Source organism: Aquimarina sp. AU119, assembly GCF_900312735.1.
Taxonomy (GTDB): Bacteria; Bacteroidota; Bacteroidia; order Flavobacteriales; family Flavobacteriaceae; genus Aquimarina; species Aquimarina algiphila.
On record NZ_OMPF01000003.1, the window covers coordinates 164606 to 179202 of the forward strand.

The 14597-nt window shown below is 31.5% G+C and carries 11 protein-coding genes; 2 read left to right on the forward strand and 9 right to left on the reverse strand.

Translation table 11 applies throughout. The features are described 5' to 3' along the window. Window positions 1-67 precede the first annotated feature (67 nt). Together DK442_RS04250 and DK442_RS04255 are read right to left on the reverse strand one after the other, a co-directional pair. Window positions 68-433 carry a hypothetical protein gene (locus DK442_RS04250; RefSeq protein WP_143915143.1) on the reverse strand — a complete coding sequence of 122 codons (366 nt, stop codon included), beginning with the start codon at window positions 431-433 and terminating at the stop codon, window positions 68-70. 259 nt (window positions 434-692) lie between these two features. Continuing rightward, window positions 693-2159 carry a M28 family peptidase gene (locus tag DK442_RS04255; protein ID WP_109434614.1) on the reverse strand — a complete coding sequence of 489 codons (1467 nt, stop codon included), beginning with the start codon at window positions 2157-2159 and terminating at the stop codon, window positions 693-695. 215 nt (window positions 2160-2374) lie between these two features. On the opposite strand from DK442_RS04255, the gene DK442_RS04260 reads away from it, so the two are divergent. Both DK442_RS04260 and DK442_RS04265 read left to right on the forward strand, forming a co-directional pair. Beyond that, window positions 2375-3505 (forward strand): VWA domain-containing protein, encoded by a 1131-nt coding sequence (locus DK442_RS04260; protein WP_109434615.1) that lies wholly within the window; start codon window positions 2375-2377, stop codon window positions 3503-3505. 53 nt (window positions 3506-3558) lie between these two features. Continuing rightward, on the forward strand, window positions 3559-5022 hold the full coding sequence (locus DK442_RS04265) for a magnesium chelatase (RefSeq protein ID WP_109434616.1): 1464 nt from the start codon (window positions 3559-3561) through the stop codon (window positions 5020-5022). A gap of 7 nt (window positions 5023-5029) precedes the next feature. On the opposite strand, the gene DK442_RS04270 is transcribed toward DK442_RS04265, so the two are convergent. The 7 genes from DK442_RS04270 to DK442_RS04300 form a co-directional block, all read right to left on the reverse strand. Continuing rightward, window positions 5030-5854, reverse strand: a complete 825-nt coding sequence (locus DK442_RS04270; protein WP_109434617.1) for a DUF1853 family protein — start codon at window positions 5852-5854, stop codon at window positions 5030-5032. After that, window positions 5855-7933 carry a transporter substrate-binding domain-containing protein gene (locus DK442_RS04275; protein WP_109434618.1) on the reverse strand — a complete coding sequence of 693 codons (2079 nt, stop codon included), beginning with the start codon at window positions 7931-7933 and terminating at the stop codon, window positions 5855-5857. A 109-nt stretch (window positions 7934-8042) separates the two neighbouring features. Continuing rightward, a complete protein-coding gene (locus tag DK442_RS04280) occupies window positions 8043-10028 on the reverse strand; it encodes a transporter substrate-binding domain-containing protein (protein ID WP_160114044.1) in 1986 nt (661 codons plus the stop codon). Between the two features lie 173 nt (window positions 10029-10201). After that, window positions 10202-11212 carry a pirin family protein gene (locus tag DK442_RS04285; RefSeq protein ID WP_109434620.1) on the reverse strand — a complete coding sequence of 337 codons (1011 nt, stop codon included), beginning with the start codon at window positions 11210-11212 and terminating at the stop codon, window positions 10202-10204. Window positions 11213-11215: 3 nt separating this feature from the next. After that, a complete protein-coding gene (locus DK442_RS04290; protein WP_109434621.1) occupies window positions 11216-12712 on the reverse strand; it encodes a S10 family peptidase in 1497 nt (498 codons plus the stop codon). A 24-nt stretch (window positions 12713-12736) separates the two neighbouring features. Further along, on the reverse strand, window positions 12737-14113 hold the full coding sequence (locus DK442_RS04295) for an amidohydrolase family protein (RefSeq protein WP_109434622.1): 1377 nt from the start codon (window positions 14111-14113) through the stop codon (window positions 12737-12739). A gap of 11 nt (window positions 14114-14124) precedes the next feature. Next, window positions 14125-14586, reverse strand: a complete 462-nt coding sequence (locus DK442_RS04300; protein ID WP_109434623.1) for a DUF3291 domain-containing protein — start codon at window positions 14584-14586, stop codon at window positions 14125-14127. Between the last annotated feature and the right edge of the window lie 11 nt (window positions 14587-14597).

Consider the following 14597-nt stretch of genomic DNA (forward strand, 5'->3'; position numbering starts at 1 on the left):
AAAATATTAAGAATTTATCTCAGTTTTTAAACTGGTAATTAAGAACATAATTAATTTCTTTTTGTAATTACTTAGGAGTCATGATTTTAGAATTATCACTATTTCTTGCCGAAATAAGTCTAAAGTCTTTATTTACTTTGATGATAAATATTTTACCTGTATGTAAATTAACCATCTTCCACCTAAATCCATATGAAGTTTCAAATATGGCCGATCTGGCGGTTTTTCGTAAATCAATTTTATCAATATTTTCAATAATTTGATTAGCTAATAAATCTAGACCTCTTTGTTTTACTTCTTCTGCAGAAAGTTTGCGATCTCTGGGGTTTTGAAGATATTTAGTTGAGAGTGTGAATGAATTTTTATCAATATTGATATTTGGGTACAAAGAAAATGAGCAAAGTATCAAAAGGGGTAGTATATAATTTTTCATAATCTGACGATTTTGGTAATTACATACTATGTCATGCACATATTTTGCAATTACACGGAGTTTACGTTTATTCTCATATGTATTTGTTGTAATGCTTTAACAATTATCTCAATAAGGGGTATTGTAAAATTAAACCATTAATGCCCTTTTTTTGGTATTATTTTGTTAAACAAATGATAAATTGTCTTAAATTTTAATGTTTTTCATTAAAATTTTATGGATTTATTGAGAAATATTTAATTTGAATAATGATGAAAGGCTATTTTTTATATAATTTTTTACCTGCCTCATAATATTTATCTCCGTCTATCCAAAAAGGAGTTTTTGGATTATTAGCAATATTTCTACATGCTAAAACATAAGATTGAAAAAACTTCAATAAATATTCATAATCCAAAGTATCAGGATTATCAGTAACTTGATGATAATATTTGGTAATTTCTTCATCAAAAGCGGTAAATCCCATACTAAATGTTGGAGCAGGAATACCTTTTGCAGCAAAATTTACATTATCTGACCGGTCAAATAATCCTTGTTCAGGAGCAGGATCATCAATTGCTTTTAGTCCAAATTTGGCAGCAGCATCTACAATATCGTTTTCTGCAGTTGTCCTACCTAAACCAACTATAGTAGCAATGGTAGTATCATTATAACCTCCGTTATCACTATTAAAGCAATATACCATTTGATCTAGTGGAATAACAGGATGTTCTACATACCATTTGCTACCTAAAAGACCTTTTTCTTCACCTGTAAAGAGAATAAAAAGAGCGGATCTTTTGGTTGGGTATTTTGCAATGTTTTTGGCCGCAGAAAGGACAGTAACAGTTCCTACTGCATTATCTCGTGCTCCATTGTATATAGAATCATTTTCTACCGCTTTTCCGATACCTACATGATCATAATGTGCAGAATAAATAACATACTCATCTTTAAGTTTAGGATCTGACCCTTCTACCATACCAACAACATTTTGTGAAAAGCTATTCGTTTTTTTAATTCCTTCAACTACAATCTCAATATCTAATTCTTTATTTGTAGAAAAGAGTTTACTTATTTCTTCAGTTTTGTCATTGATCCAGGTATGAGAAAAAGTATCCGAATTATTTTTATCATCAATATTCATTTTCTCCCCGTTAAAATAATGATCCATCCTAGTCCAAATAGGAGCTTTAACATTGCAAAGTTCAATTATACCTAGAGCACCATTGTCTTTGGCAAGAGCTATTTTCTGAGCTCTCATTGAAAAAGCAGACATCGTATTTTTATTATCCTTAGTACCTACAATAGCAACTATATATTTGCCTTTTACATCAATATCACCATAATTTTCTTTCATTCCATAATCCAGAAAAACGGCTTTTCCTTTGTAATTAGTATTTACTTTAGTAACTGTTAGGATATCATCTAATTCGATATCTCCTATTTTAATTTTGGTTTTTGTAGCGCTGGAGATTTTATTCAATTTTACTTTTTGGAAGTAGGTGTTGCTATCGGGAACTGTTTTTACACCGTAACCTCTAAGCATATTAGCCAAATATTGAGCAGCAATTTTGTTTTCAGGGGATCCAGTTTGCCTTCCTTTTAATTCGTCAGAAGCTAAAAAATAAATATGACCTTCGATTTCACTTTTAGAAACAGTGGATTTTACTTTGTCAATATCATTCTGTGCAGTAATAGAAAATGTAAAAAGTAATAGTAGTATTGTTAGAATATGTTTTTTCATGTGTAAAGAGATATAATATGTTATGAAAACGAATATATGTGATATGAATTTAAGGAATATCTACTCTCTTCAAAGATAATAAATGTTCGCGATTACAACTTTTACAATAAAGGAGAAGTTGTTTTTGGTTTCAATTATCCAAAACAAATGTTAATTCTGATTTCTTCAAAGGTCGATTCGTTAGAATCTTTTGCAAAATATACTAACTTTAACATATGAAAAAGAAAAAAGATTTTTTTAAAAAGGGCTTTACCTTTAAAGCCTACGAAGCTCCAGAACAATCTCCTTTTGATAAGCTTTTTGATATTTTTCAGGAAATTATTACACATACTTCTGGTGATCTAGATGAAGCTTTGGATTGGATGAAAGAGTTAGATAAAGAATATGAATTAACTGATGAAGAATATACATTAGATGATTTTGTAGAAGACCTAAAGAAGAAAGGATATATTCGTGAAGAAGTTGATAAAAATGGTAAAGGAGGAATGTCGATTACTGCCAAAACAGAACAGGCTATTCGAAAAAGGGCGTTGGATCAGATTTTTGGAAAATTGAAGCGAAGTGGAGCAGGCAATCACAGAACAAACTATATCGGTAGAGGGGATGAACATTCTAGAGAATTTCGAAATTATCAATACGGAGATTCCTTGGAACGAATATCGATGACAGAAAGTTTAAAAAACGCTCAAATTAATCATGGTATCGGGGACTTAAATCTTACCGAAGAAGACCTCGTTGTTGAAGAAACACAGTTTAAAGCTCAAATGAGTACGGTATTAATGATAGATATTAGCCATAGTATGATTTTATATGGAGAAGATCGAATTACACCTGCAAAAAAAGTAGCTATGGCACTGGCCGAATTAATTACTACACGATACCCTAAAGATACATTAGATATATTAGTTTTTGGTAATGATGCCTGGCCTATTGCTATTAAAGATTTGCCATACTTACAAGTTGGACCCTATCACACTAATACTGTAGCGGGCCTACAATTAGCAATGGATATGCTGCGAAGAAAACGTAATACCAACAAGCAGATTTTTATGATAACAGACGGTAAACCTAGTTGTTTAATAATGCCAGATGGACAGTATTACAAAAATAGTAATGGTTTAGATAGACATATTGTAAATAAGTGCTATATGATGGCTCAACAAGCCAGAAAGTTACATATTCCGATTACTACATTTATGATCGCTCAAGATCCTTATTTGATGCAATTTGTAAGAGAATTTACGTATGAAAATCAAGGAAAAGCATTTTATACTGGATTAAAAGGATTAGGAGAAATGATTTTTGAAGATTATGAAACTAATAGAAAAAAAAGAATCAAAGGATAATATTATACCATTAGAAAATAATACTAAAAAGAAAAAGAAAAATTTCGAAATAGATGAAAATTGAAAAAATAAATACGCTGGGTCAATTAAAAAAAGAAGGATATAAAAGTATTTCCATTAAAGATGAACTTAGAAATAACCTGAGGACAAAAATTGGCAATAAAGAAAAAACCTTTACAGGAATTCATGGTTATGAAAATACTGTGATTCCCGAATTAGAAAGAGCAATTCTTTCCAGGCATAATATTAATTTACTGGGTCTAAGAGGTCAGGCAAAAACTCGTTTGGCAAGACAAATGATTAATTTGTTAGATGAATGGATTCCTATTGTAGATGGATCAGAAATTAATGATGATCCTTTTAATCCTATTTCTAGATATGCGACTAATTTAATTGAAGAAAAAGGGGAGGATACCCCAATTAGCTGGTTACATAGATCAGAACGTTTTTCAGAGAAACTAGCTACTCCAGATGTTACCGTAGCAGATATTATAGGGGATGTGGATCCTATTAAAGCGGCTAACCTAAAATTAAGTTATGCCGATGATAGAGTAATTCATTTTGGGATGATTCCCAGAGCAAATAGAAGTATTTTTGTAATCAATGAATTACCAGATTTACAAGCACGTATTCAGGTAGCATTATTTAATATTTTGCAAGAAGGTGATATCCAGATTAGAGGATTTAAGCTGAGGTTACCTCTAGATATGCAATTTGTATTTACCGCAAATCCAGAAGATTATACTAATCGGGGAAGTATAGTAACACCATTGAAGGATAGGATTGGATCGCAAATCTTAACACATTATCCCGAAACAATAGAAGTGGCAAAAACAATAACGCAACAAGAAGCTAAACTTGATGAGAGGCAAGCGGATTTGGTGTATGTACCGAATATAGCAAAAGACATATTAGAACAGATTAGTTTTCAAGCGAGAGAAAGTGAATTTATTGATCATAAAAGTGGTATAAGTGCAAGGATGAGTATTACTGCTTATGAAAATTTATTAAGTACAGCAGAATATCGAGCTTTGCAATCTGGAGATAGTACCACTTTATTGCGTTTGAGTGATTTTATAGGTATTATTCCTGCAATCACTGGTAAAGTAGAGTTAGTATATGAAGGGGAGCAGGAGGGAGCTGCATCTGTAGCACATTCTTTGATAGCAGATGCAATAAAAACATTGTTCCCGGATTATTTTCCTAATATAGAAAAATTAGAAAAGGAAGATTATGAAAGCCCTTATCAGGAATTAATTAATTGGTTTTTTGAAGAAAGCGGGTTTGAATTATTGGATGATGTATCAGACGCAACATACAAGGAGAAACTAGATGTAATAGCACCACTTAATGATCTAATCATAAAATATCAACCAGAATTGAGTAAAGAAGATAGCTATTTTATGAAAGAGTTCTTATTGTGGGGATTAGTAGAATTTAAAAAACTAAGCAAATACAGGCTGTCAGAAGGATTTAGGTTTAAAGATCTTTACGGGAGTTATATCAGTGGTTTATAGTATATATTTACCACCAAACAACAAAGAATCGTGCATAAGAATCTTCATTTTCTTTCATCCAAAGAAGTGGAGATTTTTTTTGTAAAAGAGGGGTTTGTATTTGTGGTAAGATTTCTTCAAAAGAAAACCATGTATTGCAATATTTTGGATTAGAAATCCAATCTTTTTTTTGTGGTATATAGAATTGATAATTACCATATTGTTCATCAGTAAAAGCATTTGATTTTTCCCAAAAACCAACAATACAGTTATTGTTTATCATAGGGAAAGTATGATGTTTTAGCGTAATAGGAACAAACAAATATGATATAAAACAAGCTTGTTGATTGATTTTTGATACATCAAGCTGCAGGTTTTCTAAAATAGGTTTGGTTTCTTTTTTATACAGTAGAGGAAACTGTTTTAAAGTTAGTTTTTTTACTTTTTGGAGTAATGAATCTTTTCTATTTGGACCAATCCAAGTCTCAAGTCCATCTCCTAGAGTAGTGTCATAAAGATAAAATTTACAAACTAATTCTATATGTAATACTTTGTTTTGTTGAAGATCTTTAACGATAAAATCTAACTCTCCTATTGTAATTTTATGATCGAATACCTGAATGTTTTTTGCAAGAAGATCATATCGATCGGATGAAGTTATACAATATTCAAAAAAGTGCTCTACGCGTTTTCCTAAAACCTCATTTTCCCCAATATTAATTTGTACAATTTCAGGATGAATAGCATTTTTGATTAATTCTTCAAAATTAAAAATAGAGAATTCATATGATGTCCCACTATTCCATAAAGAAGTACTGTTTAAAAAACTCAGGTACTGATGTTTGAGAGACATCTAGGTCAATTTTGATTTAGTAAATACAGAAAAGTACTTGTTAATAATTGGCTTTAAGATTTTTCTATCTACAGGTTTAGAGACAAAATCATCACATCCAGCCTCTAATGCTTTTTCTATATCTTCTTCTGTTGAATATGCCGTTTGTGCAACTATAGGAAGACCAGGTCTCATTTTTTTTATTTTCCTTGTCGCAGTATATCCATCCATGATAGGCATTCTTATATCCATTAATACTAAATCAATAAGAGTATTATTCTCACAAATATCTACAGCTTCTTTACCATTTTCAGCACGATGAATAACAAATTTATATCCTTTCATTTTTGATAAAATGGTTTTAAGAAATAAGAAGTTAATGTCTCCATCTTCGACAATTAAAATAACCTGCTTGATTGGGATATCCATTTTCACTTCAGAAGTATCAGAAACAGTATCTTTATTAGGATCAATGATAGGCTGATAGGGAATTGTTAATTTAAAAGTAGATCCTTTATTGAGCATCGACGTGAATGAAATATTTCCATGAATCAATTTTGCGTTTTTTAAAGCAATGGATAATCCTAATCCAAGTCCGTCATAGCTTTTTGTTACTTCTTTTTCAGATTGAGAAAAATTTCTAAAGATTAATTCCTGGTCTTGTGGTTTAATGCCAATACCGGTATCAATAATCTTAATAAGGATTTGATTATCTATAATTTCACAAGAGATTTCAATAATACCTTTGTTTGTAAATTTGATCGCATTATCAATAAGGTTATATAAAATTTTATTGATTTTTAACTTATCCATTAATATAATTCCTTGATCATCAGTCAGAGAATTATTAAGGTAAATTGCAATATTTTTAAGGATGGCTTTGCTTTGAAAATTTGAGAATAGTTTTTGCAATAGATCATTAAGATTCATTTCTTCAAAACGAACCTCGACCTGATTGGTTTCTAATTTTGATATTTCAATAATATCATCTATTATATTGATGAGTTGATTGCTACTATCTATAATAATTTTTGAATATTCTTTTTGTTTCTCGGGAGTGATTTTTGGATCATTAATTAATTCTGAAAAACCAATAATACCATTCATTGGGGTACGTACTTCATGAGAAATATTATGAATAAATGCTGTTTTTAATTTGTTACTTTCTTCTGCACGTTCTTTTGCTATATTCAATTCTTTGGTTTTTTGTCTAATTAAGTACTTAAGATATCGATTAAGTAGAAGAATTATAATAAGAGAAAGAAGGATAATCCCTGTAAGTATTATCCAAAAACTTGGTTTTTTATAAAATGGAATAATTGCATGATATAACCAGCTGTCAAAAATAATTTCCTTTTCATCATCGGTTATGCTTTTGGTGGTTTTTGAAAAAATTTGATTAAGTATCTCATTGTCTTTCTGCACCGCAATGCTAGGAGTATAATTGTATTTTGTCTCAGAAACTATTTTAAGATTATCCAGATTTTCTGTATTAATCAAATAATTAGCGACTGCTTTAGGACCAATGTAGGCATGGTACTTTCCTGAGCTTACTTGCCGTAAACAAGTAACACCATCAATTTCTGTCGAAACAATAAGGTTTTTTTCTTTTTCTTTAAGAATTTCATGTATGCCATAGTCTTTAGGAACTGCTATGGTTTTATCATAAAAATCTTTCAGATTTGATCCATAAGATGAATCTTTTCTAGTTATAATTGAGTAAGGGGACTCAAAGAGTTTAGAATAAAATTCAAGGTAAGAACTACGCTTCTTGGTTTCTTGAATTTCTAATATGATATCAATTTTATTACTTTTTGCATCATTTAATAATCGCTCCCAATTGGTATATAATTTTTTTTGAAACTTATGATCTATTTTGTTCTCGATCAGTGTGAGATAATCGATCAAAATACCATCTATTTTTTCGTTTTCATTAATGAATTGATATGGGGCGTAATATGGAAATACACCAACAGAAATACTATCATTGGCTTGTAACCAATTTTTTTCATCTTCTGTAAGTATTTGAGATTTAGAACAAGAAAAGATACCTATTAAAGCAAGTGATAAAAGAAAAACATATTGTGTTTTTTTTGGCATAGTAGTTAGCTAAATATCCATTACTTTTTCTCTCCCTCATTACTAAAGATACTATTTAATAGGAACACTATCAAAAAAAGAACAATCTTATTTTACAAAACGAATACTATCATAGTGTTTTTGAAGAAGTTGATGTTAGATACTTTTTCAGAATTTTACTAGTAATTTTTGGGTCCACAGGTTTTGAAATAAAATCGTCACACCCGGCAGCAAGAGCATTCTTAATATCTTTATTTGTTGAATAGGCGGTTTGTGCGATAACAGGAAGTTCGGGGTGTGATTTTTTAATTAATCTTGTAGCTTCATAACCATCCATTTCAGGCATTTTTATATCCATAAAAACGAGATCTATATCCTTGTTTTTTTTACAAAATGCAACAGCTTCTTTACCATTTTTTGCGCGATGAATAACAAAATTGAAATCCTCCATCTTCATTAATATAGTCTTGAGAAATAAAAAATTGACTTCACCATCTTCTGCAATGAGAATGATATATTCTTTGAGATTTGTTTCTAAAGACTTAGGGGCTGTTTTAAGTCCAAAATTCTTAGAGGTTATAGACGTATAAGGAAGCTCAAGTCTAAACTTAGATCCTTTATCAGGAATGGAAGAAAATGATAATTTGCCTCCCATTAAAGCAGTATTTTCTTTAGCAATAGTTAATCCAAGTCCAAGTCCTCCATATTTTTCGGATATTTGGTTTTTTGATTGAGAGAAACTCTTAAATATACGATGTTGGTCTTTTAATTCAATTCCTATTCCAGAATCTCGAACAGTAATAATTAAAGAATCGTTTTGTATTGCACATGAAACTAATATGCCCCCTTTTTTAGTAAATTTGATTGCATTTTGAATAAGACCATTGATGATCTTCTTCAATTTAGATTTATCAATAATGATAAAACGTTGTTGATTTGTAAGATTATTATTAAGAATAAGAGTAATTCCTTTTTTCTTTGCTTTAGCTTCAAAAGTAGAAAAAGTGTTATCTAATAGATAAAAAAGATCAGTTTCTTCGGCATGAATATTAACAAGTTTAGTTTGTAATTCTGAAATCTCGAGTATACTATCCATGCTATGAATTAATTGTCTACTACTGTCTACTATAATATCAATATATTTAGCTTTTTCTATTGAAGATACCCCGGGTTCTTTTAGGAGTTTAGAGAACCCAATAATACCATTCATCGGAGTACGGATTTCATGTGATATATTATTAATAAAAGCTGTCTTTAATTGATTATCTTTTTCTGCAAGATCTTTTGTAATTCTTAAAGCTTTTGTTTTTTGGCTAACTATATATCCCAAGTAAAAATTAATGCATCCAACACCTATTGCCCCTAATAGCATAAAAAAGAAAAAAGGAAACCAGAAATTTGTCTTCTTATAAAATGGTTTTGTTTCTATATAAAGCCAATTTTCTATTATACTTTGTTTTTCTTCATGAGAGATATTATGAATTGCTTTTTGAATAATAGAATTAAGTATAGTGTTATTCTTGCTTACGGCAATTCCTGGTTTATATGCTAATTCGGTTTCTGAAACAATTTCTAAATTGTTTAAACCCTTATTCTTAATAAGATAATTAATAACAGCTTTTGGACCAATAGATGCATCATATGTTCCTGAATTTAATTTTTGAAGACAAGTCAAATCATTGCCATCTTCAACAAAATTAAACAAAGGATACTTTTGCTTTAAATTTTCAAAAATTGCATAATCTTCTGGAACGGTAATTATTTTGTTTTTAAAATCACTAATCTTACTTCCATTATAAGTGCCCTTTCTAGCTACAATTACATGTTTTGACCTAAAGGATTCTGCATAAAAGTTTAAATAAGTTTCTCTATTTTTGGTAGATTGCATTTGCATAATAAGATCTACTTCACCGTTTTGTGCATCTTTCATTAATTCTGGCCAATCCAAGTAATATTTTCTTTGAAATTTATAGCCTATTTTTTCTTCTATTAAAGCTACATATTCTACAAAAACACCAACAATAGTGTCGTCATCATTGATGAATTCATAAGGAGGGTAATACGGGAAAGACGCAATGGCAATGCTATCATTTTGTGCTAACCATTTTTTTTCCATATCCGTTAATATCTCTCTCTTAGAACAAGAGAAAAATAGAACTGAACATAGTAAAAAGACAAGGGGGATAAGAAATATTTTCTTATTAGACATTTAAATACAATCTTATAAAACAATGATAGTGATCTTGTTAAAGATAGTATAATGATAATATTTTAAAAAATTTAAGTTGATTATTTATTTATTTCGGTGCCATCAGGGTACAATGCAAACCTACCTTTTGACGGCGAATGTACATGATCATAACCAGACCAAGGCCAGCCTCCAAATTCAGTTTGTTGATATTCTTGGATAGCTTCTCTAATTTCTATTTGACTATTCATAACAAATGGCCCATGTTTTACTACAGGCTCATTAATAGGTTTCCCTTGTAACATTAATAAGTGTCCCTCTGAAGCGGTATTTTTAATAGTTATTTCCTGATCAGATTCTAAAATGATTTCATGATGAACAGGTATAGTATATTCTTCTGTGATAATTTCTTTTCCTTTAAAGAAATATAATGACCTGTTAAGCCCACTAGAAGCTTTTGGAAAAGTGTAGATTGCGTTAGGGGCCATTTTTATAGTCCATATGGCTACTTCGTTTTGAGGATCTGCCGCCCAGGATTCTGGTGCAGGTTCTGGAGCGGTTTTATTATTTAGACTCCCTGCGATTAATGTAATCTCAGTATTATTTTTGTGCTCATCTATTACATTAATTTTTGGAATTTCCTCATTCCACAACATTTTAAAATGAGGCGTCACCATTTTTTTACTTCTGGGAAGATTAAGCCAAATTTGAAATAATAGAAATGGATTTTCTTCTTTTGTATTTAATAATGGAAACATTTCAGAATGTTGTACACCTTTACCTGCTGTCATCCATTGTACATCGCCATTTCCAAAACGTCCTGCAGCTCCTAAGGAATCAGAGTGATCTACTAATCCTTTTTGCACAATAGTAACAGTCTCAAAACCTCTGTGAGGATGTGCGGGAAAACCTGGTATTTTAGTACCATGATACATACGCCATCCATCTTTTGGAGTGAAATCTTGACCAATGTTCCTTCCTTCAAGTGAAGCATCGGGGCCTAATTGTCCATTTCCCTTGGGATATTGATCTTCATGATATGCACAAAATAAAAAAGGGTCACTGGTTTCCCAGGGAAAGCCTAAAGGTTTGATTTTTTTTATAGCACTCATAAGTTAGTATTTTGATCCTTTACTAATGTTAGATGATGATTTGGTTATAAATGCTCTAATGTCCTCATTAGCCTGAATTAGATCCTCATTACGTAGATACATCATATGTCCGCTACGGTATCCTTTAAAACTAAGACGATTGGTAAGTTTTCCGTTAGCGTTTAATTGCCACATAACATATTTAGCATTAAAATAAGTGGTTGCTCCATCATAATAACCAGATTGTATCATGGTATGAAGATTGGCATTCATTGCCATTGCTTTTCGTAAATTTTCTCCGGTAAGATTACCTTTACTTCTGTCCCAGGGTCTAACCGGGCCAAACATATTGTATTTTAAATCTGTTTTAAATTTTAGTTCCTGGCTGTAGTAATAGTTTATAGCTGGAGTAAATGCATGAAGCCATGAGGTCAATTCACTATTGTAGTCTGGGTTCTCTCCGGCTTCTTTGATATCCATTCCTTTATAACGAGAATCTAACCTACCAATCGTATATCCTTCCTTGTCGCGCAAAAGATCTTTCCAAAAATAAGATTTTGGTACTTCTAGATTATGTTGACGAATTGTTTTTTTGGAAAGACCAGAATAGTAGGACATCTTAGCAATCACTTCTTCTTTTTTAGAAGTATCAAGATATCCACTTTTTATGATTGATGGTAATAACTCATTGATTGTATATTGTTCGACTTCTGGTAAAACCTCTAATAAATCTTTGCTTTGAAGTTCTGAAGGAAGCATTTTATGATACCATGCAGCGGCAGCAAAATAAGGAAGGCGATTCGCCACTTCTACTGGGCCAGCAAATTTGAAACCAATTTCGGTGGGAGAGACCAATATCACTCCGTTAAGATACATCCATTGACGATTTTGAAGTTCTAGAGCCAAACCAGAAACCCTTGTGGTTCCATAGCTCTCTCCTATAAGATATTTTGGAGATCTCCAACGATTATTTCGAGTAACAAAGGTATTGATCCAATCTGCAAGATATTTTACATCTTCATTTACTCCGAAAAACAATTTTTTATCAGGCATTTTTCCATCCTCACCTGGGGTCATTCTAGAATATCCTGTATTTACAGGATTTATAAATACAATATCTGCAACATCTAGTACAGAATTTGGATTAGATTTAATACCGTATGGTTGTATAGGGAATCCTTCATTATCAATTTTAAGAATACGTGGACCGGTATATGCGATATGCATCCAAACTGAAGCAGAACCAGGGCCTCCATTGAATGATATCAATAATGGTCGGTTTTCATCATTTTTGACATCTGATTTTTTATAATAGGTATAGCACAGAGATGCAATTGGCATTCCGGCTTCATCCCATACAGGCTGAAAACCAACAGTTGCGGTATAAGGAATTGTTTTTCCTTTTATTGTGGTGCTATGTGAAGTGACTATGGTTGTATCAATAGGAGTTTTTATATGCTGAGCTTCTGCAGAAATTGAAAAAACAAATACAATTGATAATAAAGAAAATATGGTTTTCATTTTGAAGTATAATAATGGTTATCCCTAATTTTTACTAGCATTTTGAGCAATTTCCTGAAGTTTTTCATCAATCATCTCTTTTGTGATTAATTTCCCTTGCAGTATTACACCAAAAACTTGCATTAAGGCTTTACTGTTTTCTAACGGATTAGAATCCAGTAATACGATATCGGCTTCTAATCCTTCCTTAATTTGCCCAAAGGTATCTTCCTGATCAAAAAAACGAGCTGGATTGATAGTTCCTGATTGTAATATCTCTAATGGTGTTAACCCGGCCTCTGCCATTCCATTTATTTCATGATGAATAGAAAACCCTGGAACATTAAATAATTGAGGAGCATCAGAACCCAATAGGATTCTATTTCCACCACTAAGCTTTTTAAGTAGTTTTCTTCTTATGGTATTAAATTGTTGCCATTGCGCTTCATTAAAATTAGGATTATCCTCGGTGTACTGAGCTTTTCTTTGTTTCCAGTTTTGTAATGTAGATGCTGGCATATATTTCATTTCAGGATCTTGTAGTAATTCTTCTGCAGAAATAGGGGCAAACCACCTTTCGAATAAACTTTGCGTGGGAACAATCCAAATATTATTATTGTTAGCGAATTGAACTAATTCATCTATTTTTGATTCATCTGCTAAAGGTGTGAAGTTATACCCAAAAAATCCATTATCTTCAGGATTTACATTTTCTGAATCTGGGACTAAGCCTTCTAGAAAACCATCGATATGATCAATTGAAGCGTATTTACTCTCTATAGCATGTCGTATTCCTACATCGACAGGGACATGTCCAGAAAATGGAATGCCTACTTCGTTTGCAGTCTTTACAAGTTGATCAAATACTTCTAATGTAATTCCTGGATGTATTTTTAAGAAATCATACCCTTCTTTTTGATATGCCGTTATTTTGTTTATAGCTTCTTCTTTAGTTTTAATGGAGTTACCATTAAGAGATGGGCTTGATGTAAAAATTCTTGGACTTTGTATGTTGCTTGCTTTGGCTTTTTCTCTTAATTCTAAATGATAAGGATGTCCCAACATGCCTCGTATGGTTGTAATTCCATTAGAAAGATACAAGAAAAGAACTTCTTCAATACGTTCTTTAGATGATGATGTTGGCTGAGGAATATGAGCATGCATTTCTGCTAGCCCCGGGATAAGATATTTTCCCGTAGCGTTAATTTTGGTAAGATACCCTTCTGGATTTTCAATGGTATCAGAAATTCTTTTAATTTTTCCAGAGTCAATTACTATATGTTGCCTTTCTAGAACAGTACCCTTGACAACATCAATAATATTTGCATCTGTAATTAGAATGGCGGTTTTACTTACTTGCTTTTGTGGCTGAGCACATGATACCATAAGCAAAGTTAGAAGTATGAAAAGTGAATTTTTCATTTTTTTGTGTTTTACAATTTTTTAAAGCGGAGTGCCTCTTCGCTTGTAAATTTACTTTTGAAAGAGAAGGCATAGGGTGTTTCACCATGTTCCTGTAAATGATATAATCTCTCTTTGGCTTCTTCGGGGGAAGGTTGGTGACCTTCTTCGATATACCAGAATGCCATATGCATACGAGGCATTTTATGAAACCATTCTTTTTTACGTTTTAAGATCTCTGAATGTGCTGTGTTATAAACAAAATCAAATAATGTTTCTGCATTCTCCCAAACAGACATATTAATGATTAAAAAAAGATTATCAAATACTGTAATTGCAGTGGCATTACCTTCGTCTCCTTTAAGCCTCCAGACAAAACCTTTGCTTTGTTCTGCCAATGCATTTATACGGTCTAGATTATTTACAAAATCTTCCATGATAGGATCATTTATTGGAGCTAGCATTTCTGCAATGTTTACTTGAGCAAGTTGCATAGGTATAGTGT